This is a genomic window from Clostridium sp. E02 (genome assembly GCF_003833015.1).
Lineage (GTDB): Bacteria > Bacillota > Clostridia > Lachnospirales > Lachnospiraceae > Lacrimispora.
Window position 1 is genome coordinate 19,747 of record NZ_RJLQ01000004.1, and the last position, 22,329, is coordinate 42,075.

Below are 22,329 nucleotides of genomic sequence, written 5' to 3' on the forward strand. Positions count from 1 at the left end.
AACAATACCGGAAGTGGATAAAGCAGAATTCTTTCTCCACTCCCGGATTTCCATATAATCAGAAGCGTTAGCAAAGAAAAGGAGTGTGCAGCAGATGAAGAGTGATTCAGTAAAAAAAGGGATGCAGCAAGCACCTCATCGTTCCCTATTTCATGCACTGGGAATGACAGAGGAAGAGATGGAGAAACCTTTAATCGGTATTGTCAGTTCTTATAATGAGATCGTTCCAGGTCATATGAATTTAGATAAGATCGTAGATGCAGTCAAACTGGGAGTTGCGATGGCAGGTGGAACCCCGGTTATGGTACCCGCAATTGCAGTTTGTGACGGCATTGCTATGGGGCATATCGGAATGAAATATTCACTGGTGACCAGAGATTTAGTGGCAGATTCTACCGAGTGTCTGGCCATGGCTCACGCTTTTGACGCCTTGGTTATGGTTCCCAATTGTGATAAAAATGTACCTGGACTTTTAATGGCAGCAGCCCGCATTAATGTACCCACAGTGTTCGTCAGCGGCGGACCAATGTTGGCAGGACGTGTGCAGGGACATAAAACAAGTTTATCTAGCATGTTTGAGGCGGTTGGTTCCTATGCGGTTGGAAAATTGTCAGAAGAAGAAGTAAAGGAATACGAGAACAAGGCATGTCCTACTTGCGGATCCTGTTCGGGTATGTATACGGCAAACAGTATGAACTGCCTGACCGAAGTATTGGGAATGGGATTAAAAGGAAATGGAACCATTCCTGCGGTGTACTCCGAACGCATCAAATTAGCAAAACATGCTGGAATGGCAGTGATGGAGATGTTTAAGAAGAATATTTGTCCTCGGGACATTATGAATGAGAAGGCATTTAGAAATGCCCTGACCATGGATATGGCACTGGGATGCAGTACCAATAGCATGCTGCATCTTCCAGCGATTGCACATGAGGCAGGTGTGGATTTAAATTTGGAGATTGCCAATGAAATCAGTTCCAAAACTCCAAATCTTTGCCATCTGGCTCCAGCAGGTTCTACTTATATGGAAGATTTGAACGAAGCAGGTGGAATCTATGCAGTGATGAATGAGATTGCCAAACTGGGACTGTTGGATCTTACGTGTATGACAGTTACCGGTAAGACAGTGGGAGAAAATATAAAAGGATGTATCAATAAGGACCCAGAAGTAATACGTCCAGTGGAACAACCCTACAGTAAGACGGGAGGAATTGCCATCTTAAAGGGAAATCTTGCCCCGGATTCTGCGGTTGTGAAACGGTCTGCAGTTGTGAAAGAGATGTTAAAGCATGAAGGGCCTGCAAGAGTATTTGACTGTGAAGAAGATGCAATAGAAGCCATAAAAGGTGGAAAAATTGTAGCAGGGGACGTGGTCGTGATTCGGTATGAAGGTCCGAAGGGCGGTCCGGGAATGCGGGAGATGTTAAATCCTACTTCTGCCATCGCAGGCATGGGATTAGGATCTTCTGTGGCATTAATTACAGATGGACGGTTCAGTGGCGCATCCAGAGGCGCATCCATAGGTCATGCTTGTCCAGAGGCAGCAGTGGGAGGTCCCATTGCTCTGGTGGAGGAAGGCGATATTATTTCCATTGATATTGACAATCATGGGTTGAATGTGAAGGTGTCTGAAGAAGAAATGGCAGAAAGAAGGAAAAAATGGCAGCCAAGACAACCCAAAGTAACTACCGGATATCTGGCAAGATATGCGGCTATGGCAGCCCCGGCATGCAGGGGTGCAATTCTTGAATTAAAATAGAAAGGAGCAGCCTATGAACACAGTAACAGGAGCAGAGATTGTAATCCAGTGTTTAAAAGAACAAGGGGTGGATACGGTGTTTGGGTATCCTGGAGGGACCATTCTTAACATTTACGATGCCCTCTATAAACACCAAGATGAAATTACACATATACTTACCTCCCATGAACAGGGAGCTGCTCATGCGGCAGATGGATATGCCAGAGTCACTGGAAAAACAGGAGTCTGTATGGCTACTTCAGGACCAGGGGCAACCAACTTAGTTACTGGAATTGCGACTGCATTTATGGATTCCGTTCCCATGGTTGCAATCACATGTAATGTTGCAGTTGGACTTCTTGGAAGAGATAGTTTTCAAGAAATTGATATTACAGGGGTAACCATGCCCATTACAAAATATAATTTTATCGTAAAAGACATCAAAAAACTTGCAGATACCATCCGAAAGGCATTTCGGATTGCCCAGACGGGGAGACCAGGTCCTGTCCTTGTAGATATCACAAAAGATGTGACAGGAGCGCTTGGTGAGTATGAATTTAAGGCCCCAGAGCCAATCAAACGGCAGGAAGATACCATCTTACCAGATGATTTGGAAACAGCATTAACTCTCATTAGAAAGTCCCAAAAACCTTATATTTTTGTAGGGGGTGGCGCGATCATAGCAGACGCATCGGAAGAACTCCATTCCTTTGCTCATAAGATTCAGGCACCGGTGGCGGATAGTTTGATGGGAAAAGGCGCCTTTGATGGAACCGATGAACTTTATACTGGTATGGTGGGGATGCATGGAACAAAGACCTCCAACCTTGGGATTACCGAATGCGACTTACTTATTGTCGCAGGGGCCAGATTCAGTGACCGTGTCATCGGAAAAGCATCTGAGTTTGCAAAGAATGCCAAAATTCTCCAATTTGATGTGGATGCGGCAGAAATCAACAAAAATATAAAAACATATGCCAGCGTAGTTGGGGATTTAAAAACGATCTTAAAAAAATTAAATGCGAGACTCGATCCTCTAAACCATGAGGAATGGATTGCTCACATCGATCGGATGAAGGATATGTATCCCATGCGTTATGAGAAAAACATACTGACCGGTCCCTCTATTATGGAAACGATATACAAAGTAACTCAAGGAGATGCCATCATTACAACTGAGGTGGGACAGCATCAGATGTGGGCAGCACAGTTTTACCAGTACAAAACCCCCCGCAGCTTTCTTACTTCCGGGGGTCTTGGAACCATGGGGTATGGATTAGGGGCTGCCCTAGGTGCAAAGATGGGATGTAAAGATAAGACGGTTATTAATGTGGCTGGGGATGGCTGCTTTCGCATGAATTTTAACGAGATTGCAACGGCTACCCGTTATAACATACCCATCATCCAGGTGGTCTTTAATAATCATGTACTGGGAATGGTACGTCAGTGGCAGACCTTGTTCTATGGAAAGAGGTATTCACATACAGTACTGAATGACCAAGTGGATTTTGTTAAGATAGCAGAAGGAATGGGAGCAAAGGCTTACCGGGTAACGGAAAAAGAAGAATTTGAAACTACTTTAAAGGAAGCCATAGCCCTTCACATTCCTGTTGTTATAGATTGTCAGATTCATTGCGATGAAAAGGTATTCCCTATGGTATCACCGGGAGCCCCTATTGAAGATGTATTTGACGCAGAAGATTTAAAGATTTAGCCCAAAAATGAGGAGGAAGAGAAATGAGCAGAGTGTATAATTTTTCCGCAGGACCAGCAGTGCTGCCGGAAGAAGTCTTAAAAGAAGCCGCAGAGGAGATGCTAAACTATAAGGGGTGTGGAATGTCAGTAATGGAGATGAGCCATCGATCCAAGATGTTTGAAACCATCATCCAGGAAGCAGAGTCGGATCTTAGAGATTTACTTTCCATTCCGGATAACTATAAAGTGCTGTTTTTGCAGGGCGGAGCCTCCCAACAGTTTGCCATGGTTCCTATGAATTTATTTAAGAATCGTGTGGGAGATTACATAATTACCGGACAATGGGCAAAAAAGGCGTATCAAGAAGCAAAATTATATGGGAAAGCCAATGAAATAGCTTCCAGTGCGGACAAAACGTTTACCTATATCCCAGATGGTTCGGATCTGCCGATTTCAGAGAACGCCGATTATGTTTATATCTGTGAAAACAACACCATCTACGGAACGAAATATAAAACTCTTCCAAACACCAAGGGAAAAACACTGGTAGCTGATCTATCCTCCTGTTTTTTATCGGAACCTTTTGATGTGAAAAACTATGGTCTTATTTTTGCAGGTGCCCAAAAAAATGTGGGGCCAGCAGGTGTTGTAATTGCCATAATCCGAGAGGATTTAATTCGGGAAGATGTGCTTTTAGAAACCCCTACCATGCTTCGCTATAAGACTCATTTAGACGCAAAATCTCTCTATAATACACCGCCTGCCTATGGGATTTACATTTGTGGTAAAGTATTTAAGTGGCTTAAGATGCGTGGGGGTCTGACTGCCATGAAAGAACAAAACGAAAAGAAGGCAGCCCTGCTTTATGATTTCTTAGATCAAAGTAAAATGTTTCGTGGTACCGTAGAGAAAAAGGATCGTTCTTTGATGAATGTTCCCTTTGTCACTGGAGATGAAACACTGGATGCGCTCTTTGTAAAAGAGTCAAAGGAAATTGGCTTAGAAAATTTAAAAGGACATCGGACAGTAGGTGGGATGCGTGCCAGCATTTATAACGCCATGCCGGTTGAGGGGGTTGAGACGTTGGTCTCCTTTATGAAAGAGTTTGAAGAAAAACACACCAGATAGAGAGAAAGGAGATCAGAAAACATGAAAAACATACATTGTTTAAATGCCATTTCCCCATGTGGAACGGCATTATTAACAGAAGAATATACATTGACCGATCAGATTCAAGAAGCGGAAGGAATCCTGGTACGAAGTGCCTCCATGCATGAGCTGGATCTTCCTGACTGTCTTTTGGCAGTAGCACGGGCTGGAGCAGGTGTCAACAACATCCCATTGGATGGTTGTGCATCCAAAGGAATTGTGGCTTTTAATACTCCGGGAGCCAATGCAAATGGAGTGAAGGAATTGGTGATCTGCGGCCTTTTACTGGCTTCTCGTGATATTATAGGCGGAGTCCGCTGGTGTAAAGACAATCAGGCAGATGAGGCAATTGCAAAAACAACCGAAAAGGCAAAGAAATCATTTGCAGGATGTGAGATTAAGGGAAAGAAAATGGGAGTGATTGGGTTGGGAGCCATAGGAACAGAAGTGGCCAATGCATGTTCCTCTCTTGGCATGGAGGTTTATGGATACGATCCGTTTATTTCCGTGAATGCTGCATGGAAGCTTTCTAGAAACATCAGACATATCACCTCTGTAGAAACGATTTATAAAGATTGTGATTATATTACGCTTCACGTGCCACTCATGGATGAGACGAAAGGGATGATTGATAAAGCAGCATTGGAGAGCATGAAAAAGGGTGTTGTATTACTTAACTTTTCTAGAGATTTGTTGGTTGTGGAATCGGATATGGAAGAAGCATTAAAGAGCGGAATCGTTAAAAAATATGTAACTGACTTCCCGAATCCTATTTCGGCAAAGATGGAGGGTGCCCTTGTCATTCCTCATCTCGGTGCATCCACAGAAGAATCCGAAGACAACTGTGCGAAAATGGCGGTGGAAGAGATTATGGATTACATCGAGAATGGAAACATCCGCAATTCGGTTAACTTCCCCTCTTGTGAAATGGGAGTATGTAAAACAGCAAGCAGAATTGCGCTCCTTCACTTAAACATCCCCAATATGATCGGGCAGATGACAGGAATTTTAGCGGCAGGGAATGTAAACATCTCTGATATGACAAACAAAAGCAAGGATAAGTATGCCTATACACTTCTGGATCTGGAAATAACTCCAGACGAGGCATGCATCCAGAAATTAAAGGCCATAAAAGGAGTATTGAGAGTAAGAGTAATCAAATAAAGGAGAAATTATGGCGATCGTAAAACCATTTCAATGTGTAAGACCAGAAAAGGAGGCGGCTCATCTGGTTGCGGCACTTCCATATGATGTGTACAACCGGGAGGAAGCTGCTCTTGTGACGGCTTCTAATCCCAAATCATTTTTAAACATTGACAGGCCGGAAACACAATTTTCAGAGGACGTGGGAACTTATGATGACTGTGTATACGAAAAAGCGGCGCAGATGTTAAAAGACTTTATCAGGCAGGAAACCCTATATAAAGATCAGGATCAGGCATATTATATCTATGAGCTTGTTATGAATGGAAGAAGCCAGACCGGAATCGTGGCATGTTCTTCCATTGACGATTATACGTCTGGTGTGATTAAAAAGCATGAAAACACCAGGGAAGAGAAAGAACTGGACCGGATTCGCCATGTAGATACGACAGATGCACAGACCGGTCCGATCTTTTTGGCTTATCGATCCGATGAAGCGATTAATGGTTTGGTCAAGGAGAAGAAAAAGGCAGAACCCATCTATGATTTCACTGCCGATGATGGGGTAATACATAGAGTCTGGAAGATTGCAAAGGATGACGATGTAAAGAACTTAGAATCCTCATTCTCACGGATTCCTGCCACTTATATTGCAGATGGACATCACCGGGCGGCCTCCGCTGTGAAAGTAGGCTTAAAGAGGCGACAGGAGAGTCCCGGATACACGAAAGAAGATCCGTTTAACTATTTTCTGTCTGTATTATTCCCCGATGACCAGCTTATGATTCTTCCTTATAATCGGGTCGTTAAAGATTTAAATGGATTGGGAGAAAAGGAGTTCCTAGAGAAGCTGAATAACTCCTTTGTCGTGACAGCCATGGGAAAAGAAGCGTTTTCACCCACAAAAAAAGGAACCTTTGGCATGTATCATAACAATATGTGGTACTGTTTGACTGCAAAAGATTCCCTTTATACCAATGATCCGGTAAAGGATTTAGACGTCTCTATTCTACAGGATAATCTACTTTGTCCTATCCTTGGAATTAATGATCCAAGAACAGACAAGCGAATTGATTTTATAGGTGGAATTAGAGGATTAAAGGAACTGGAAACCCGATGTGCAAAGGATATGACCGTGGCTTTTTCTATGTATCCAACGTCCTTGCAGGAACTGTTTTTCGTGGCAGATTCCGGACTTTTGATGCCTCCTAAGTCTACCTGGTTTGAACCGAAGTTAAGAAGCGGGCTGTTTATTCACCTGCTGCAATAAAGATACCGTCCCATGAACTAGTTGTGGGACGGTTTTTCGTCGTATGAGTTCTGTCTTAAGTGATCGGAGCGAAATAACTCGTAAGCATCAATTAGTTGAATACGCTTCACCACTCCTGCTTTTTGAAAAATATTATGAACATGGGTCTTGGCAGTACCGAGGGATATAAATAGATCATCGCTGATTTCCTGATTGGATTTATCCATCAAAAGCACTTTTAAAATTTCACGTTCCCGGGAGGTGAGATGATATTCTTCGCAAAAGAGAAATAATATGGAATCTTCAATATCTAATGGAAAATTATTTTGGGTCTGGTTGGTAACCGTTGTTACAATGGTATTGTTTTTTAGCTGTATCTTTAGATAATAAATCATATACACAGCTGCAAACAGTGCGTAGATTAGATACAGGATATCAGAAGTTATACTCCGGTTGTTCATATTAATATAGTATTTGGAGTATGTATCAAAATTGAAGATCACAATGGTGTCTTCTATTATAATACAGAGATTCATAATTATCGTTATGATGAAAAGTTTTTTGCACCAAGCAAAGATAGGATCCTGATATTTTTCAGGATTCTTTTTTTGTATTTTAAAACAGATAAATCCAAGATAAATATTATAGAGTTGACTGGGTAGAAAGTAGAGCCATATCTTCCACGCACTGTTTTTCATAGCAGGGATAAACAGCATAAATATTACATAAATCGCAAGAATTCCATAGTCATACCGATTGATTTTTTTATTTAATAACCGTTTGAAAATAGTTAGATATCCCAGGGATAAAATTAAATAAATCATCGTCTTATGGGTGGGAACGATCATAAATAATTTGTCATAATAATCTGAAAAATTCACAAACATTTCTGACAGAAAGATCACGGAATCATCAATGAGCATTGCAGTAAAGATAATTCCGATCCACAAGAGGATCTTTTCTTTTCCATTAAAATAAAGTGAGAACGACATCCAAAAAATTCCGGAATAAACCATAATGAGCAGCAAATTGTAAATAAATAAAATCCCTATCTCCATAAATGTCCTCCTCTGATGAGCTTTCGATGTTTGATACAAGTATACCAAATATATATATAATTTCAACTGCGAAATTTGTCGAAACTACAAAAATATAGTTCAATATGCACAAAAGTTTAGAAAAGTTTATGTAGATTATAGTTAAAAGTGTTATAAATTTATACCTTTGGGGTGCATTATCAACCAGTTGAAAAAGTGTTAATTTGAAGTTGTGAGAGGCACAAGAGTCGCCGAAACTCAAAAATTAAAAAAGGAGGTTATACCGTTGGCAGAAAAAATAGTTCTTGCTTTGGGTGGAAATGCGCTTCAGTCAGGAAAAGGGGAAGCAACTGCTAAGGCGCAGCTTAAAGTGGTACATCAAACCTGTGAGCATATAGCTGAACTCAATGTACGCGGCTATGAAATGGCAATTGTACATGGTAACGGTCCTCAGGTAGGCAGGATTGTTATGGCATCGGAAGCGGCCAAAGACGTTACACCAGCAATGCCGTTTGATGTATGCGGTGCAATGTCTCAGGGGTATATCGGTTATCATTTACAGCAAAGTTTAAAATATGCGTTAAACAAACGCAATCAGAATTTTCCAGTGGTTACGATTGCTACACAGGTGGTAGTGGATAAGGAAGACCCTGCTTTTAGTAGTCCCACAAAACCCATTGGACCTTTCTATACAAAAGAAGAGTCAGACAAGTTGGCATCGGATAAAGGATACGTTATGAAAGAAGATGCCGGAAGAGGATACCGCAGAGTGGTTGCATCTCCTCTCCCTAGAAAAATAGTAGAAATTGATGCAGTGAAGGAATTATGGCCAAAAGCCATTGTCATTACCTGCGGTGGAGGTGGAATTCCGGTGATTGAAAATCCGGATGGCACCTTACAGGGAACGGCAGCAGTCATTGATAAGGATTTTGCGGCGGAACTTTTGGCAGAACAAGTGAATGCGGATATTCTTATTATTTTAACAGAAGTGGAAAAGGTGGCTGTGAATTACAATCAGCCCAATCAGAAAAATTTGAGTCATCTAAGTTTGAAGGAAGCTCACAAATATTGTGAGGAGGGTCAGTTTGCTCCCGGTAGTATGCTTCCAAAGGTACAGGCTGCCATGAAATTTGTGAGATGTAATCCGGACAAACGAGCGATTATCACATCACTTGATAAAGCGTTAGATGCGTTAGACGGATTGACTGGAACTACATTTACATTTAATTAATCTAAAATCATATTAGGAGGATTTATTTATGAGAGCAAATGGGATCAGACATTTTATTGATACAAATGATTTTACGAAAGAGGAGTTACTAGACATAATTGATTTGTCCCTTGCTATTAAAAAAAGCATCAAAGAGGGTTATAATCCACCCCTTATGAAGGACAAAACACTGGGTATGATTTTCCAGCAGTCTTCAACAAGAACTCGTGTATCTTTTGAAACTGCAATGGAACAGCTTGGTGGACATGCTCAGTACTTAGGCCCTGGAATGATTCAGCTTGGAGGACATGAAACCATTGGAGATACCGGTAGAGTATTATCCCAGATGATCGATGTCGTTATGGCAAGAGTTATTGAGCATAAATCAGTGGTTGAGTTGGCAAGTGCTTGTTCCATTCCAGTATTAAACGCTATGAGTGATTATAACCATCCAACTCAGGAAATTGGGGATCTTTGTACCATTGTTGAACACCTTCCAAGAGGAAAGAAATTAGAAGACTGCAAAGTTGTATTTGTAGGAGATGGAACACAGGTATGTGCTTCTCTTGGCTTTATTACAACGAAGCTTGGTATGCATTTTGTTCATTACGGACCAAAGAACAACCAGTTATTAGAAGAGCATAAAAAAATCATGGAAGAAAACTGCAAAATTTCCGGTGGTACTTGGGAAGTTACCGATCGCCGTGACAGCGTAAAGGGTGCAGATTTCATTTATACCGATGTTTGGTATGGTCTGTATGAAGATGAGACTCCGAAGGAAGAGCGTGTGGCCACCTTTAAAGATTATCAGGTAAACAAAGATTTGATGTCACTTGGTAACATTGGATGTAAATTCATGCATTGTCTGCCTGCTACAAGAGGCGAGGATGTCACAGATGAAGTATTAGATAGTGAAAGCTCCGTTGCATTTTTAGAAGCTGGAAACAGACTGACTGCAATGAGAGGACTGCTGGTTTACTTTACTCAGTATCAGAGAGCGCAGGCGAAAAGTGAACTGCAGGTTGCTGCGGCAAAGGAACAGTTGGAAGTATTTATGAATGACAGAAACATCAAATAGGGGGGAGCATTATGACAGAAGCGCCAAAGAAAAAGTTTCGGTTAATGGATGCCATTATGACGGTTATCTGCGTTGTATTTGTGGCAGAAGCAGCAGCTCCGGTAGCAGCAATCGGGAATTCACAGTATTTTTGGTGGATCTTCCTGATCATCACATTTTTGATTCCATATGGCCTTATATCATCAGAACTTGGGACAACTTATGAAGGCGATGGGGGATTGTATGACTGGGTGTCAAAAGCCTTTGGGAAAAAATGGGGAGGAAGAGTTTCCTGGTATTACTGGATTAATTTCCCCCTGTGGATGGCTTCTTTGGCGCTCATGTTTCCCCAGGTAATACAGATATTAACTGGAAGTAACTTAGGGGTAATTCCATCCTTACTCATTGAACTTGTATTTGTTTGGATTATTGTTTTTATAAGTTTTTATTCCGTAAGTGACAGCGCTTGGATTTTAAATGGTGCTGCAGTCATCAAGATTTTAATTGCTTTAATTTTAGGGGGTCTTGGGATCTATGGTGCCGTGACTCATGGGGTTGCCAATGAATATACACTTGCTTCTTTACTCCCTAAATTTGATTTAAACAGTCTGTCCTTTATTTCTGTTATTTTATTTAACTGTCTGGGGTTTGAAGTGGTATGTACCTTTGCAGATGATATGGAAAACCCGAAAAAGCAGATTCCACAGGCCATTGTTTTAGGCGGAATTGTGATTGCAGCTATCTATATCTTTATGGCATTTGGGATTGGGGTTGCCATTCCATCGGATCAGATCAGTACCAGTACAGGAATGATTGAAAGCATACAGCTTTTGTCTGGAAGTACAAGAGGAATCCTAGTCATTATAGTTTCCATTGGATTTCTACTCACACTATTTGGAAACATGATTTCCTGGTCTTTGGGAGTAAATAATGTGGCAGCTTACGCGGCTGAAAACGGAGATATGCCAAAGATTTATAAATTGAGAAGTAAAAAGACCAATATGCCAATCGGTGCAGCAATTATGAATGGACTTGTAGCTAGTTTTATTCTGATCATTGCACCAATAATTCCAAATCAGGATTTGTTTTGGTGTTTCTTTGCACTGAATCTGGTTATGTTTTTACTTTCCTATATTCCAGTATTTCCTGCATTTTTAAAACTCAGAAAGATAGATCCAGACAAAGAACGTCCTTTTAAAGTACCAGGAAGCCCCTTGATGTTAACCATTTTGGCTGGAGTTCCCATGGTATTAATCATAGTCGCATTGATCTTTACTGCTGTCCCACTCCAATTTGATAAAGAATCGTTAGAGGCGGTTCTTCCCATTACCATTGGTGCAATTATTTTCATTTTAATCGGTGAAGGAATCATTAGAAGAAAAAGATAATTAAGAAAGAGGAGGTATCAGTTATGGCTAAGAGAATAGAGAATACAACACCAAAGCAGGACGGATTTCGTATGCCTGCTGAATTCGAGAAACAAAAACAAATCTGGATGCTATGGCCGGAACGACCAGACAACTGGAGAAATGGTGCAAAACCGGCACAAAAAGTATTTACGGAAGTAGCAAAGGCAATTCGACAATTTGAACCGATTACAGTATGTGTATCACCGGATCAGTATCAAAATTGCCGTGCAAATCTTCCTGAAGATATTAGAGTGGTTGAAATGACAAGCAATGATTCCTGGATTCGTGATTGTGGACCTACCTTTGTTGTGAATGACAAGGGTGGCATTCGCGGAGTGGATTGGACCTTTAACGCATGGGGGGGACTGGTAGATGGTTTGTATTTCCCTTGGGATCAGGATGATCTGGTTGCACATAAAGTATGCGAGTTGGAGGGCATTGATTCTTACCGGACAGAAGGGTTTGTACTGGAAGGCGGTTCCTTTCATGTCGATGGAGAAGGAACGGTGATCACCACAGAGATGTGTTTGCTAAGCGAAGGAAGAAATCCCCACTTAAAGAAACAAGAGATCGAAAAAATGCTCGATGAGTACTTAAATTGCCAGAAAGTAATCTGGATTAAGGATGGAATTGACCCCAATGAGACCAATGGACATATTGATGATGTTGCCCAGTATGTAAGACCAGGTGAGGTTGCATGTATTTGGACAGAGGACGAGAAAAATCCATTTTATAAAGAAGCACAGGCAGCTTATCAGACATTATCCGATTCCGTGGATGCGAAAGGCAGAAATTTAAAGGTACATAAACTCTGTCTGACCAAGGACCCTGTCTATTTAAAAGGAGCAGAAGGAATTGACATGGTAGAAGGAACTCTTCCAAGAGAAGATGGAGAGCTTTCAATTGCTTCCTATATGAATTTTCTGGTTGTAAATGGAGGGGTTATTGTTCCCCAGTATGGAGATACTAACGACAAACTGGCACTGGAACAGGTTCAGAACATGTATCCAGATCGCAAAGTGGTTGGAGTTCGTACCGAAGAAATCGCTTTTGGTGGCGGTAATATTCACTGCGTTACACAGCAGCAGCCAAACGTATAATCAAAAAACAGGGGCAGTAGAACCAGATCATGGACGATTGCTCCTGTTTTTGTGATAGAGACTTTATTTAATACCCGTAACGGCTTCTGTATTTCATAAAACAACTGAAAGTGATAAAGAATGCAATCCCGTCAGAAAATACGATGGTTAGCCAGACCCCTTGAAGGCCGAGCAACAGAGGCAGGACCATAATGATGATGGCTGGAAGGAGGAGAGTCCGTAAAAATGATATGGCGGCTGAAATCCTACCATTGCAAAGTGCCGTATAGAAGGCTGACCCGAAAATACTAATCCCACAAAACAGAAAGGAAATCGAATAAAGACGAAATCCCTTATCGGTTAAGGCAGCTAAATTGGGATCGCCACCGGAAAAAGAAATCGCTATAATATTAGAAAAAAGTTGAGCGGAAATGACCATGGCAAAAGAAGTGATTGCAATGATTCTTATACTTTTTTTGAATATATTTTTTAGCTCCTCTTTATTTTTAGCACCATAGTGGTAACTGATGATCGGTGCCACCCCAATGGAAAATCCAATGAAGATGGAAGTAAATACAAAGTTTACATACATAATGGCAGAATAGGCAGCCACTCCGGTTTCTCCAATCAACTTCATTATCTGTAAGTTGTACAAAACAGTGATAAACGACATGGAAATATTAGTGACCATCTCTGAAGAGCCATTGACACAGCTGCGAAGCAAAATGCGTAAGTAAAGTTTTGTTTTTCGAAATCGCAAGATACTGGCATTTGGCAATAAAAAATAAAAAATGGGAAATACCCCTCCAATGAAGTAACCAGCAATCGTGCCCCAGGCGGCTCCAGCGATTCCCCATCCCCAGACATAGATAAACAAATAATCAAGTACCATGTTGGCAATGCCGGATAGAATGGTTAAAGCCAGCCCAAGTTTAGGTTTTTCAGCAACCACAAAAAATGTCTGGAAAGAGGTTTGAAGCATAAAAAAAACACTACCAAACAATAAAATTTCACCATAGGTAACACAGTCTTCAATCAGAAGTTCACTTGCCCCCAATAAGTAGCAGATGGGACGCATCAATGCAATGCAGATCACAGATAGTATGATTCCAATCAGGATCACCACAAGAATCAATAAGGTAAAATACTCCTTTGCTTTTTCCCTCTTTCCTTCTCCCATTGCTTTGGAAATTTCAGCGCTTCCTCCAGTTCCCAGCATAAAACCAAAGGCTCCTACAGCCATAATCAGGGGATAAATAATATTTATAGAAGAAAGGGCGTTACTCCCTACAAAATTCGATACGAATAGCCCATCGACCACCCCATAGATAGAGGTGAAAACCAACATAATAATAGAAGGAATGGTAAATTGAAGCAATCGTTTATAACTAAAATGATCGGATAACTGAATGTTCATAATAACCTCTTTTATTCTCTTTTTTTCTGTTCCTCCAAATTGGCGCGTAACTTGGTTAAGTATTCTTTGGATCCTTTTATTAAAGCACACCGCGTGGACTCCTCCATCCGCATAAATGCAGATTTTTCTGCAGCAAAGATGGGGTCTAAATAAGTTTCTGCAAAAGAGACCCCTTCCGGTGTCAGGAGAATCTCTTTGCTCCGCCTGTCCTCCTCTAATACGTTAAGTGTAATAAGACCTTTTTTTTGCAATGCTTTCAGAGCCGAATGAACCGTCTGTTTTCTCAGGGACCACTGATCGCAAACACTTTTTGAAGTACAAGGTCCAAGTGACTGGCGAATAAAATATAACGTCCAATGTTCTGATTCAGATAGCCCACTTTGAAGTGCCAAATGAGTATAAAAATCATTTATTTTATTTGTAATTGAAAAAAAACCCATTAGTTGCTCGTGGGGATCCATGGAAAACACCTCCTACTTAGTCTACAATCGGACTTATTGTAGTACGATATCGGACGAATGTCAAGAAAAAAATGCAAAGAAAACCGGCATTTTCAATCCGTAGATCAAAGAAAATGCCGGTTTCGATTTTTGCTTGCAATTAATTTTTAGGTTCAGGTGGAGGCGGAGGAACAAAATTTTCTGGAATGCCAGGATCTTTCATGTCGTAAACCCGGCTATATTCTTTGGTTTCCAGATTTTTTATTGTCTCGGACCGGTTCATGGATAGAAATTTAATTAGTTCATAACCACTTACCCAGATCTCATTGTTTCCTTCCTTTTGAGACTCATCAAAGATAAGCTGGAGTCCGAAATGCAAATGTGACTGGTTGATATTATTGGTATTTTCCGTTCGGCTGTATCCAGTTCGGCCCATATAACCTATCACATCACCTGCGGTTACAATGCTACCTTGTTCTAAGGATTTATGGTAAGGATAATTTTTCCTTAAATGTGCGTAATAGTAATATCGTTTTCCATCAAAACTGCGGATGCCAAGCCTCCATCCACCATACTGATTCCAACCAATGGCTTCGACATATCCACTTTCCACTGCAATGACTGGGGTTCCAACTTGCCCCATCATATCATGACCTAAATGTTGTCGTTTGTAGCCATACGAGCGGGCAACTCCAAAGTCATCAAAGTCATTATAAGGAAATCCCTTTGCAATTGGGGAAAAACCCTTTAGTCCATATTTGGTTACCCAGACTTTATCTGGGTTTACAGATCCATCTGGAAGAAGGGAAGGAGAAGCATAAAGGGGAGCATTTTCTGTGGGGATTTCTATCTCATAGGTTCCAACAAGACCGTCTAATATAGCACCGTAGGCTTCTCTGTAGTAAGTATAGTATTTCATTTTAGCAGTCAATTCTTCCATGGTTTTTCCAGTTAGGAGCTGCTCTGCAAGCTGGTCTAAATCTTTGGTGGAATATCTGGAAAAATCGCCTCCATAGCGGGCACCTAAATAAGAAAGAAGATCCACCCAGTTTAAATGATGATCCGACTGGCAGGTATTTACATCATAGCGGAATGCCTCTTGCATTGGCTTTAAAGTAACGTTAAAATCAACCCACTTGATAAATTTTTTCGTCTGTGAAGGACTTGCTTCTCCATCCTGATTCATGACGGGAAAGGAAAACTTATTGGCTGGAGAGACAAAAAAAAGAGAAACCAGAAGAAGGGTTAGAATTATGACTTCTATGTATATGATAAAACGGTGACGAAGCATTGGTGTGAATTTGAAATCTTTTTTAAACAGGTTCATAAAGGTTCTCCTTGTCATACCTTGAGATACATGTGAAAAGGGAAAGCAAGTTAAGCTTTCCTATATAAGATATGCAAAAAAATGGGATCCTATGACAAAGATATGTATACATATGAAAGAGTACTGCATTCGATTATTGACTGAGAATACAGTACCCACAAGACTTCGTTCTATTTGTTTATTTGCAGCAGCCCATTTTACAAATCGTTAAGACATAAGCTTTTTTAATATCATTATCTCTGCAAAAGGGTTTTAAAATTAACACCATGGTAATAGCGTTCTGTGGAGGTCTGGTCATAAACGTAGTATTGCAGATAAAACGGTAATAAATTCCCCTGGCTTTTCTGGTTGCGACCAGGTAAGGTTTATAAGTGGAACCCCTAAGTTCACAGGTGGCTTCATAGAATACCGCTAAATCTCTGCAGTCTACGTCACGATAAGGGGTAAATGCTTCCGGGCAGAACATGCCAAAAACTCCTTTGCTGTTACTATTGTTATATCATATGCAGAGCCGGGGACGAGCGTGAGTATTTGCAGAGATAATTCTATTATAATGGAAGAATTTCCCCATCCTCTGGAACCTCTAGTGTACCAGTAAAGAATGGAGTCCCTTCTTTTAAGTAAAGATCCTTTCGAAGACTACCATGGCTATCTTCCGTATGCCATAGAATCAGATGTTCTACGCCCAGCTGATTGGCAAGTTCACAGGAATCTTTTACCGTACTGTGATGCTTTTCATAGGGTTTGAATTTCTCTCTCTCTTCATATAGACAAAATGCCTCGTGAAGCAGCCAATTACAAGATTTGGCATATTTCTCACAGAGAGGGTGAAGGGGTTCATCTCCACAAAATGTTAGTTGTTTGTCGTCGTTTAATGCCATAGTAAACCCATATTGTTCCATTTTATTTGAATGAATATCAAAAAAGGTCACATCACATCCAAGAATTGATCGGCTTTCTCCATCTGATACAGGGATTAGATGAATCTTGTCCCCGATTAGATCATAGAATTTTTTCTGCAATGTGAGCTTACAGAGTGTATCAAGTACGGTTACCAGGTTTTTATGACCGTATATATTTAGCTCGCCTTCATACATTCCAGATTTCATTCTGGTGCCGATTATCCGTACCATCCAGATGACACCGAGTATATGATCCGTATGTGCATGAGAGACGTATAGATTATGGATATGAGTCAGATCGACTTTCATGTCATTTAAAATACGAATAATTCCATTCCCGCCACCTGCATCGACCATAAAAAATTCCTGCCCTTTTTTTAGGGCAAAACAAGTATTGTAATATCGGGTAGCAGTCGCATTACCGGTTCCGAAAACATATAATTGTTCCATTTGTGTCTCCTTTTTCTAGTTAGGGTTTAACTTCACATATGCTAAATTATAGATGAAAATAGACAATCTTTCAAGCCATGTATTGTTTGTAGTTCATAGTTCAATTACTTTATTAAGCAGAGCAGCAAAAAAATCATGTGGAGGAAATAATTCATTTATGGTATTATAGTTTGTAAACTACTGGCCCCTCATTGGGCTTATATGTAACTTGCTTTAAAAGGAGAGTATCATTATGAGAGATCTGGCATATTTAAAACTTTTGGCAAAGGAGTATCCTACCATCAAAGCAGCTTCCAGTGAGATTATTAATTTAACTGCCATCCGTGGATTGCCCAAAGGAACCGAATATTTTTTCAGCGATCTACATGGAGAATATGAAGCCTTTTTACATCTTCTAAAAAGTGCCTCAGGTGTGATACGGGAAAAGATTACCGAAACGTTTAGCCATATCATACCGGAGAAAGAAGAAGTGGAGCTGGCAAATCTAATCTATGACCCGGAACGAATCCTGAATCAGATGGAACTTAACGAGCTGGCAAACGATGAATGGAAACGGGTGACCATATACCGTTTGGTGCAGATTTGCAAGGTGGTTTCTTCAAAATATACCAGATCTAAGGTGAGAAAAAAGATGCCGCTGGAATTTGCCTATGTTATTGATGAACTTCTTCATGTGGATTATAACGATGAGAATAAGCGTGTATACTATAGTGAGATTATTCGGTCTATCATTGACATTCGAATTGGGGACAAGTTTATAATTGCACTTTGTGAACTGATTAAGAATTTAACCGTCGACAGTCTTCATATCATAGGAGATATATTTGACCGTGGACCACGGGCTGATATTATAATGAATGAATTGCTTCAATTCCATGATGTAGACATCCAGTGGGGCAACCATGATATCTCCTGGATGGGAGCGGCAACTGGGAATCAAGCATGTATTTGCAATGTGCTTCGAATGGCCATTCGCTATAATAGCTTTGATGTCTTGGAAGAGGGATACGGAATTAACCTAAGACCTTTGTCTATGTTTGCTGCCAGCGTATACCAAGATGATCCCTGTGAGCGGTTTATTCCTCAGATTTTGGATGAAAATATATATGATGCCGTTGACCCTGGATTGGCGGCTAAGATGCATAAGGCCATTGCGGTCATTCAGTTTAAAGTAGAAGGACAGATTATAAAGCGGCACCCAGAGTATCAGATGAATGACAGAATTTTATTGAATTCCATTGATTTTAAACAGGGTGTGGTTAAAATTGAGGGAAAAGAATATTCATTGCTTGATTCGTTCCTTCCCACCGTGGATAAAGAGAATCCGCTATGTCTCACAAAAGAAGAGGAAGACCTGCTTCATACGCTTAATCTTTCTTTTCTACATAATGACCTGCTTCATAAACATGTAAGATTTTTGTATTCTCATGGTAGTATGTATAAATGCTGCAATTCTAATCTTTTATACCATGGTTGTATTCCCATGAGGGAAGACGGATCTTTTGATGATATAACGGTAGGAGACGAGGCTTATGTGGGGAGAGCATTGATGGATTACGTAGATGGTATGGTTCAAAATGCATATTTTCTGCCGGAACACACCAAAGAGAAGAAAAATGCCATTGATTTCATGTGGTATTTATGGTGTGGAGCCAAATCGCCTCTCTATGGGAAAGGTAAAATGACAACGTTTGAGCATTATTTTATCCAAGATCAAGAGACGAAAAAAGAACCCATGAATCCGTACTACCGTCTTAGTGTACAGGAAGAATGCTGTGAAAAGATATTAAAAGAATTTGGAATTTGTGGAGAGGGTTCCCATATTATCAATGGACACGTACCAGTTAAGATAAAAGAAGGGGAATCCCCAGTTAAGGCTGGAGGAAAGCTGTTTTTAATTGATGGTGGACTATCGAAAGCGTATCAGTCAAAGACTGGTATTGCCGGGTATACACTAATTTCGAATTCCAATCACCTGGCATTGGCAGAGCATAAGCCCTTTGATCCCCAGAAGGAAAGTACACCAAAGGTTTCTGTAGTCGAGAACCGGAAGCGCAGGATTATGGTGGCAGATACGGATAAGGGAGAAGAGCTGTTAGAACAGATAGAGGATTTGAAAGAACTGGTTTTGGCATATCGGGAAGGAATTTTAAAAGAAAAAGTAGAATAATCAGTCATATTATGAAATTTTAAGAATTATTTCAGAGAAGATTTCTTTACGATTGCTCGTTCAAATGATAAGATAATAGAAGTTAGTTACTTTTTTGAAGGAGGCTCAGATGAGCAAACAGGAATTTTTACAACGTCTAAGGGATACTCTGACAGGTGAAGTACCTGGACATATTATCGAGGAAAATATCAGGTTTTATCATGACTATATTAGCACAGAAGTGAATCATGGTACAAGGGAAGAGGACGTCATTGCTTCGATAGGAGATCCGAGGCTGATTGCCAAAACGATTATGGAAGCCAGTGAGAATGCAAATGAATCGTACCATAGCTCCAGTCAGACTGTGAATGAGGAGTCTTCCGATTCAGGACGGCGGATGCATGTAATTGATTTTAGCAAGTGGTATTGGAAACTTCTTGGTGTTCTTACCGTTATCCTCTTTTTCTTTTTACTAGCGAGTATCGTTACTGGAATTTTTGCTCTTATCATGCCTCTGATGGGACCTTTGTTGATGGTATTGCTGATCTACTGGTTTATAAGAGGGCTAAGGCGCTAAAAACTCAAATTATGAATAAAAACAATTAAATATTACAAAAGTGTAACGGCAATTATGGTGCAAATACATCATAATTGCCGTTTTTTCTTGACAAACAGAGGGGATTCGTATATAATTCGAAATGTAACATTTACGTAACATTTAAGTCATATAGGAGATTTCATATGAAGTTGAAAATGATGAAAGCCATGGGTCTTTTGGGACTCTTAACAAGTCTTTGTCTGGTGGTACCGACAGATGCAGAGGCTGGTGAAATTACAGTTGAAACTAGTACAACGTTATATGCGCAGGCTGATAAGCCTGAATCTGTCAGGAGTGTTGCCGGCAGCGATGGAATGATTGTTGAGAAAACAACCCAAGGTCAAACGTATGAAGTAGTTGAAACGGAAAAGGATGGCTGGTTGAAAGTGAAAACATCGGCTGGAGAAGGTTACATACCGAGTGATACTGTGACTCTGATCGAGAAAACGCAGGAAACAGTGGACAAAGATGCACTGATAAGGAACAAAGTTGCGGATTATGCGAGCCGGTTTATCGGAGGAAGATATATTTATGGCGGCGTAAATCCCAATACAGGAGTGGATTGTTCAGGCTTCACCCGATACGTTTTACAGCATGCAGCTGGAGTTGAGTTAAGTCACAGTTCCAGAGTACAGGCGAAAGAAGGTACGCTGGTAAACTATGAAACAGCTAGACCAGGAGATTTGGTGTTTTATGGAAGGAAAGGCAGGATCAGTCATGTTGCGCTCTATGTGGGAGATGGTAAGGTTGTGCATGCATCGACAGAAAAGACAGGAATCATTGAAACGAACGTGATGTATCGAAATCCTGTGAAATTTGTCAGCGTATTGAACTAAAATAAATTTATATTCGTGCAGTTTTAAATAATACTTGACGAAAAAATAAAATAATTGTATAATAACCGTAATGAAATTAATAATTACGTAACATTTGAAAAAAGAGAAACAGGAGCGAATTTCCCTATGATAAACAAAACTTGGAAAACGTTAGGATTTATGGCTTTTTGTGGCGCGATGTTGATCGTGTGTCCTTCAAATGTAAGAGCAGATGAGGTTGCCGGTCCGGGTCTTAGTTATGGAAGTTTTATGGTAACCGTTGAAGCGGAACAGGTATCAATTAGTAAAGATGAAACAGGCAAGGATTTGCTTATGAATGCATCCAAGGGTTCTTCCTTTGAAGTGATGGAAGATATGGGTGATGGATATATGAAGGTTAAAGTAAATGATACATATGGTTATCTTCCAGTAGAAGGGAATGCAACTGTGATTTCTACGGATGAGAAGACTTTAAAAGAACTGGAAGTGAAAGCAGCAGAGGATTCAAAGGATAATTTTAGACAGAGTATAGTTGATTATGCACTGCAATTTGTAGGTGGACGTTATTCTTACGGAGGCAGTGATCCTCATACAGGAGTTGATTGCTCTGGATTTACCAGATATGTCATGCAGCATGCAGCAGGTTTAACGATTAATCGTTCTTCGGGTGGACAGGCCATGCAGGGAAAATCCATCAGCTCAGATCAGATGCGTCCAGGAGATTTGATTTTTTATGGAAGCAGAAGTTCCATCAATCACGTTGCTATGTACATGGGCAATGGACAGGTAGTACATGCATCTACTTACCGTACAGGGATTAAGACATCTCCATGGAACTATCGGACCCCTGTAAAAATAGTCAATGTAATTGGCGATTAATAATTTAGCGGACAACCGGATTTTGGATAGGGATATAGGGCCTTCGGCATGGGATTGCCGGGGGCCTATTTGTATGCTTTTAAACGTTCGAAAAACGATTTGATTTTTTAAATTTTAAATAAAAATTTGAGTATAATCTTTTTGGATATTGCCATAATAGAGCATGTAACAACAAACGTTTATAGGAGGTAATAAAATGTCGAACAATAATTACAATGATAGCTACAGCGATATGGATAATTCTACAAAAAATTACCATAGCTCCAGCCAGAACAACAGCCAAAATAACATGAACAACAGCCAGAACAACATGAACAACAGCCAGAACAACATGAACAACAACCAGAACAACATGAACAACAGTCAAAACAAGAGTTCAAATAACAGCCAAAACAAGAGTACAAATAACAACCAAAACAAGAGTCAAAACAACAGCCAAAACAACAGCCGTAACAGCTCCTATGATTCAACTAGAAACAACACGAAGAATAACTCCTACTAATCGGCAAAAAGAATACACACCCTAGAAAAGCGTGGGAAAGAGACGATAGGTCCTTTCCCACGTTTTTTGGATAAAAAAATAAAT

General features: G+C 40.4%; 20 protein-coding genes. 14 read left to right on the plus strand and 6 right to left on the minus strand.

Translation table 11 applies throughout. The features are described 5' to 3' along the window. Window positions 1-94 precede the first annotated feature (94 nt). From ilvD to EFT72_RS03575, 5 genes are read left to right on the plus strand one after another with little or no spacing between them, the layout of a single operon-like run. A complete protein-coding gene (gene ilvD, locus EFT72_RS03555; protein WP_124065541.1) occupies window positions 95-1,759 on the plus strand; it encodes a dihydroxy-acid dehydratase in 1,665 nt (554 codons plus the stop codon). 13 nt (window positions 1,760-1,772) lie between these two features. Beyond that, window positions 1,773-3,452 (plus strand): biosynthetic-type acetolactate synthase large subunit, encoded by a 1,680-nt coding sequence (gene ilvB / locus EFT72_RS03560; protein ID WP_124065542.1) that lies wholly within the window; start codon window positions 1,773-1,775, stop codon window positions 3,450-3,452. Window positions 3,453-3,475: 23 nt separating this feature from the next. Continuing rightward, window positions 3,476-4,561 (plus strand): 3-phosphoserine/phosphohydroxythreonine transaminase, encoded by a 1,086-nt coding sequence (serC, locus tag EFT72_RS03565; RefSeq protein WP_124065543.1) that lies wholly within the window; start codon window positions 3,476-3,478, stop codon window positions 4,559-4,561. 21 nt (window positions 4,562-4,582) lie between these two features. Beyond that, window positions 4,583-5,746: a phosphoglycerate dehydrogenase gene (locus tag EFT72_RS03570; protein WP_124065544.1), complete on the plus strand. Its 1,164-nt coding sequence runs from the start codon at window positions 4,583-4,585 to the stop codon at window positions 5,744-5,746. Window positions 5,747-5,756: 10 nt separating this feature from the next. Further along, window positions 5,757-6,995, plus strand: coding sequence for a DUF1015 family protein (locus tag EFT72_RS03575; RefSeq protein ID WP_124065545.1), 1,239 nt, complete (start codon window positions 5,757-5,759; stop codon window positions 6,993-6,995). Between the two features lie 17 nt (window positions 6,996-7,012). Here the strand turns inward: EFT72_RS03575 and EFT72_RS19765 are convergent, their stop codons facing one another. Further along, complete coding sequence (locus EFT72_RS19765; RefSeq protein WP_124065546.1) at window positions 7,013-8,032, minus strand: helix-turn-helix transcriptional regulator; 1,020 nt, start codon at window positions 8,030-8,032, stop codon at window positions 7,013-7,015. Between the two features lie 265 nt (window positions 8,033-8,297). Here EFT72_RS19765 and arcC point away from each other — a divergent pair, with 265 nt between their 5' ends. The 4 genes from arcC to aguA are packed head-to-tail and all read left to right on the plus strand — an operon-like array spanning window position 8,298 to window position 12,787. Then, window positions 8,298-9,242, plus strand: coding sequence for a carbamate kinase (gene arcC / locus EFT72_RS03585; RefSeq protein WP_124065547.1), 945 nt, complete (start codon window positions 8,298-8,300; stop codon window positions 9,240-9,242). A gap of 28 nt (window positions 9,243-9,270) precedes the next feature. Next, window positions 9,271-10,299 carry a putrescine carbamoyltransferase gene (ptcA, locus tag EFT72_RS03590; RefSeq protein WP_124065548.1) on the plus strand — a complete coding sequence of 343 codons (1,029 nt, stop codon included), beginning with the start codon at window positions 9,271-9,273 and terminating at the stop codon, window positions 10,297-10,299. 11 nt (window positions 10,300-10,310) lie between these two features. Beyond that, on the plus strand, window positions 10,311-11,666 hold the full coding sequence (locus EFT72_RS03595; protein WP_124065549.1) for an APC family permease: 1,356 nt from the start codon (window positions 10,311-10,313) through the stop codon (window positions 11,664-11,666). Window positions 11,667-11,689: 23 nt separating this feature from the next. Then, complete coding sequence (aguA, locus tag EFT72_RS03600; protein WP_124065550.1) at window positions 11,690-12,787, plus strand: agmatine deiminase; 1,098 nt, start codon at window positions 11,690-11,692, stop codon at window positions 12,785-12,787. A gap of 67 nt (window positions 12,788-12,854) precedes the next feature. Here aguA and EFT72_RS03605 read toward each other — a convergent pair whose 3' ends face one another. The 5 genes from EFT72_RS03605 to EFT72_RS03625 all read right to left on the minus strand — a co-directional run bounded on the left by EFT72_RS03605 (window position 12,855) and on the right by EFT72_RS03625 (window position 17,302). Beyond that, entirely contained in the window at window positions 12,855-14,183 is a 1,329-nt protein-coding gene (locus tag EFT72_RS03605; RefSeq protein WP_124065551.1) for an MATE family efflux transporter, read from the minus strand. An 11-nt stretch (window positions 14,184-14,194) separates the two neighbouring features. Then, on the minus strand, window positions 14,195-14,644 hold the full coding sequence (locus EFT72_RS03610; protein ID WP_124065552.1) for a MarR family transcriptional regulator: 450 nt from the start codon (window positions 14,642-14,644) through the stop codon (window positions 14,195-14,197). Between the two features lie 139 nt (window positions 14,645-14,783). After that, window positions 14,784-15,950 carry a M23 family metallopeptidase gene (locus EFT72_RS03615; RefSeq protein ID WP_124065553.1) on the minus strand — a complete coding sequence of 389 codons (1,167 nt, stop codon included), beginning with the start codon at window positions 15,948-15,950 and terminating at the stop codon, window positions 14,784-14,786. Between the two features lie 178 nt (window positions 15,951-16,128). After that, complete coding sequence (locus EFT72_RS03620) at window positions 16,129-16,416, minus strand: hypothetical protein (protein ID WP_124065554.1); 288 nt, start codon at window positions 16,414-16,416, stop codon at window positions 16,129-16,131. A gap of 82 nt (window positions 16,417-16,498) precedes the next feature. After that, window positions 16,499-17,302: an MBL fold metallo-hydrolase gene (locus EFT72_RS03625; RefSeq protein WP_124065555.1), complete on the minus strand. Its 804-nt coding sequence runs from the start codon at window positions 17,300-17,302 to the stop codon at window positions 16,499-16,501. A gap of 232 nt (window positions 17,303-17,534) precedes the next feature. Between EFT72_RS03625 and EFT72_RS03630 the strand changes: the two genes are divergently transcribed. The 5 genes from EFT72_RS03630 to EFT72_RS19125 all read left to right on the plus strand — a co-directional run bounded on the left by EFT72_RS03630 (window position 17,535) and on the right by EFT72_RS19125 (window position 22,245). Then, the gene (locus EFT72_RS03630; protein WP_124065556.1) at window positions 17,535-19,472 is read left to right on the plus strand and encodes a fructose-1,6-bisphosphatase; all 1,938 of its coding nucleotides are present in this window, start codon (window positions 17,535-17,537) and stop codon (window positions 19,470-19,472) included. A gap of 109 nt (window positions 19,473-19,581) precedes the next feature. After that, on the plus strand, window positions 19,582-20,028 hold the full coding sequence (locus EFT72_RS03635; protein WP_124065557.1) for a DUF1700 domain-containing protein: 447 nt from the start codon (window positions 19,582-19,584) through the stop codon (window positions 20,026-20,028). Window positions 20,029-20,192: 164 nt separating this feature from the next. Then, the gene (locus EFT72_RS03640) at window positions 20,193-20,885 is read left to right on the plus strand and encodes a C40 family peptidase (protein WP_124065558.1); all 693 of its coding nucleotides are present in this window, start codon (window positions 20,193-20,195) and stop codon (window positions 20,883-20,885) included. Window positions 20,886-21,011: 126 nt separating this feature from the next. Continuing rightward, on the plus strand, window positions 21,012-21,743 hold the full coding sequence (locus tag EFT72_RS03645; RefSeq protein ID WP_124065559.1) for a C40 family peptidase: 732 nt from the start codon (window positions 21,012-21,014) through the stop codon (window positions 21,741-21,743). Between the two features lie 196 nt (window positions 21,744-21,939). Further along, a complete protein-coding gene (locus EFT72_RS19125; RefSeq protein WP_164473061.1) occupies window positions 21,940-22,245 on the plus strand; it encodes a hypothetical protein in 306 nt (101 codons plus the stop codon). Window positions 22,246-22,329 lie beyond the last annotated feature (84 nt).

Excerpts from the sequence above, each read along its gene's own strand:
- ilvD (WP_124065541.1), top strand. The coding sequence starts at position 95 with ATGAAGAGTGATTCAGTAAAAAAAGGGATGCAGCAAGCACCTCATCGT.
- EFT72_RS03595 (WP_124065549.1), top strand. The coding sequence starts at position 10,311 with ATGACAGAAGCGCCAAAGAAAAAGTTTCGGTTAATGGATGCCATTATG.
- aguA (WP_124065550.1), top strand. The coding sequence starts at position 11,690 with ATGGCTAAGAGAATAGAGAATACAACACCAAAGCAGGACGGATTTCGT.
- EFT72_RS03645 (WP_124065559.1), top strand. The coding sequence starts at position 21,012 with ATGATAAACAAAACTTGGAAAACGTTAGGATTTATGGCTTTTTGTGGC.
- EFT72_RS03640 (WP_124065558.1), top strand. The coding sequence starts at position 20,193 with ATGAAGTTGAAAATGATGAAAGCCATGGGTCTTTTGGGACTCTTAACA.
- EFT72_RS19765 (WP_124065546.1), bottom strand. The coding sequence starts at position 8,032 with ATGGAGATAGGGATTTTATTTATTTACAATTTGCTGCTCATTATGGTT.
- EFT72_RS03575 (WP_124065545.1), top strand. The coding sequence starts at position 5,757 with ATGGCGATCGTAAAACCATTTCAATGTGTAAGACCAGAAAAGGAGGCG.
- EFT72_RS03635 (WP_124065557.1), top strand. The coding sequence starts at position 19,582 with ATGAGCAAACAGGAATTTTTACAACGTCTAAGGGATACTCTGACAGGT.
- EFT72_RS03615 (WP_124065553.1), bottom strand. The coding sequence starts at position 15,950 with ATGAACCTGTTTAAAAAAGATTTCAAATTCACACCAATGCTTCGTCAC.
- serC (WP_124065543.1), top strand. The coding sequence starts at position 3,476 with ATGAGCAGAGTGTATAATTTTTCCGCAGGACCAGCAGTGCTGCCGGAA.
- EFT72_RS03620 (WP_124065554.1), bottom strand. The coding sequence starts at position 16,416 with ATGTTCTGCCCGGAAGCATTTACCCCTTATCGTGACGTAGACTGCAGA.
- ilvB (WP_124065542.1), top strand. The coding sequence starts at position 1,773 with ATGAACACAGTAACAGGAGCAGAGATTGTAATCCAGTGTTTAAAAGAA.
- EFT72_RS03570 (WP_124065544.1), top strand. The coding sequence starts at position 4,583 with ATGAAAAACATACATTGTTTAAATGCCATTTCCCCATGTGGAACGGCA.
- EFT72_RS19125 (WP_164473061.1), top strand. The coding sequence starts at position 21,940 with ATGTCGAACAATAATTACAATGATAGCTACAGCGATATGGATAATTCT.
- ptcA (WP_124065548.1), top strand. The coding sequence starts at position 9,271 with ATGAGAGCAAATGGGATCAGACATTTTATTGATACAAATGATTTTACG.
- EFT72_RS03605 (WP_124065551.1), bottom strand. The coding sequence starts at position 14,183 with ATGAACATTCAGTTATCCGATCATTTTAGTTATAAACGATTGCTTCAA.
- EFT72_RS03625 (WP_124065555.1), bottom strand. The coding sequence starts at position 17,302 with ATGGAACAATTATATGTTTTCGGAACCGGTAATGCGACTGCTACCCGA.
- EFT72_RS03610 (WP_124065552.1), bottom strand. The coding sequence starts at position 14,644 with ATGGATCCCCACGAGCAACTAATGGGTTTTTTTTCAATTACAAATAAA.
- EFT72_RS03630 (WP_124065556.1), top strand. The coding sequence starts at position 17,535 with ATGAGAGATCTGGCATATTTAAAACTTTTGGCAAAGGAGTATCCTACC.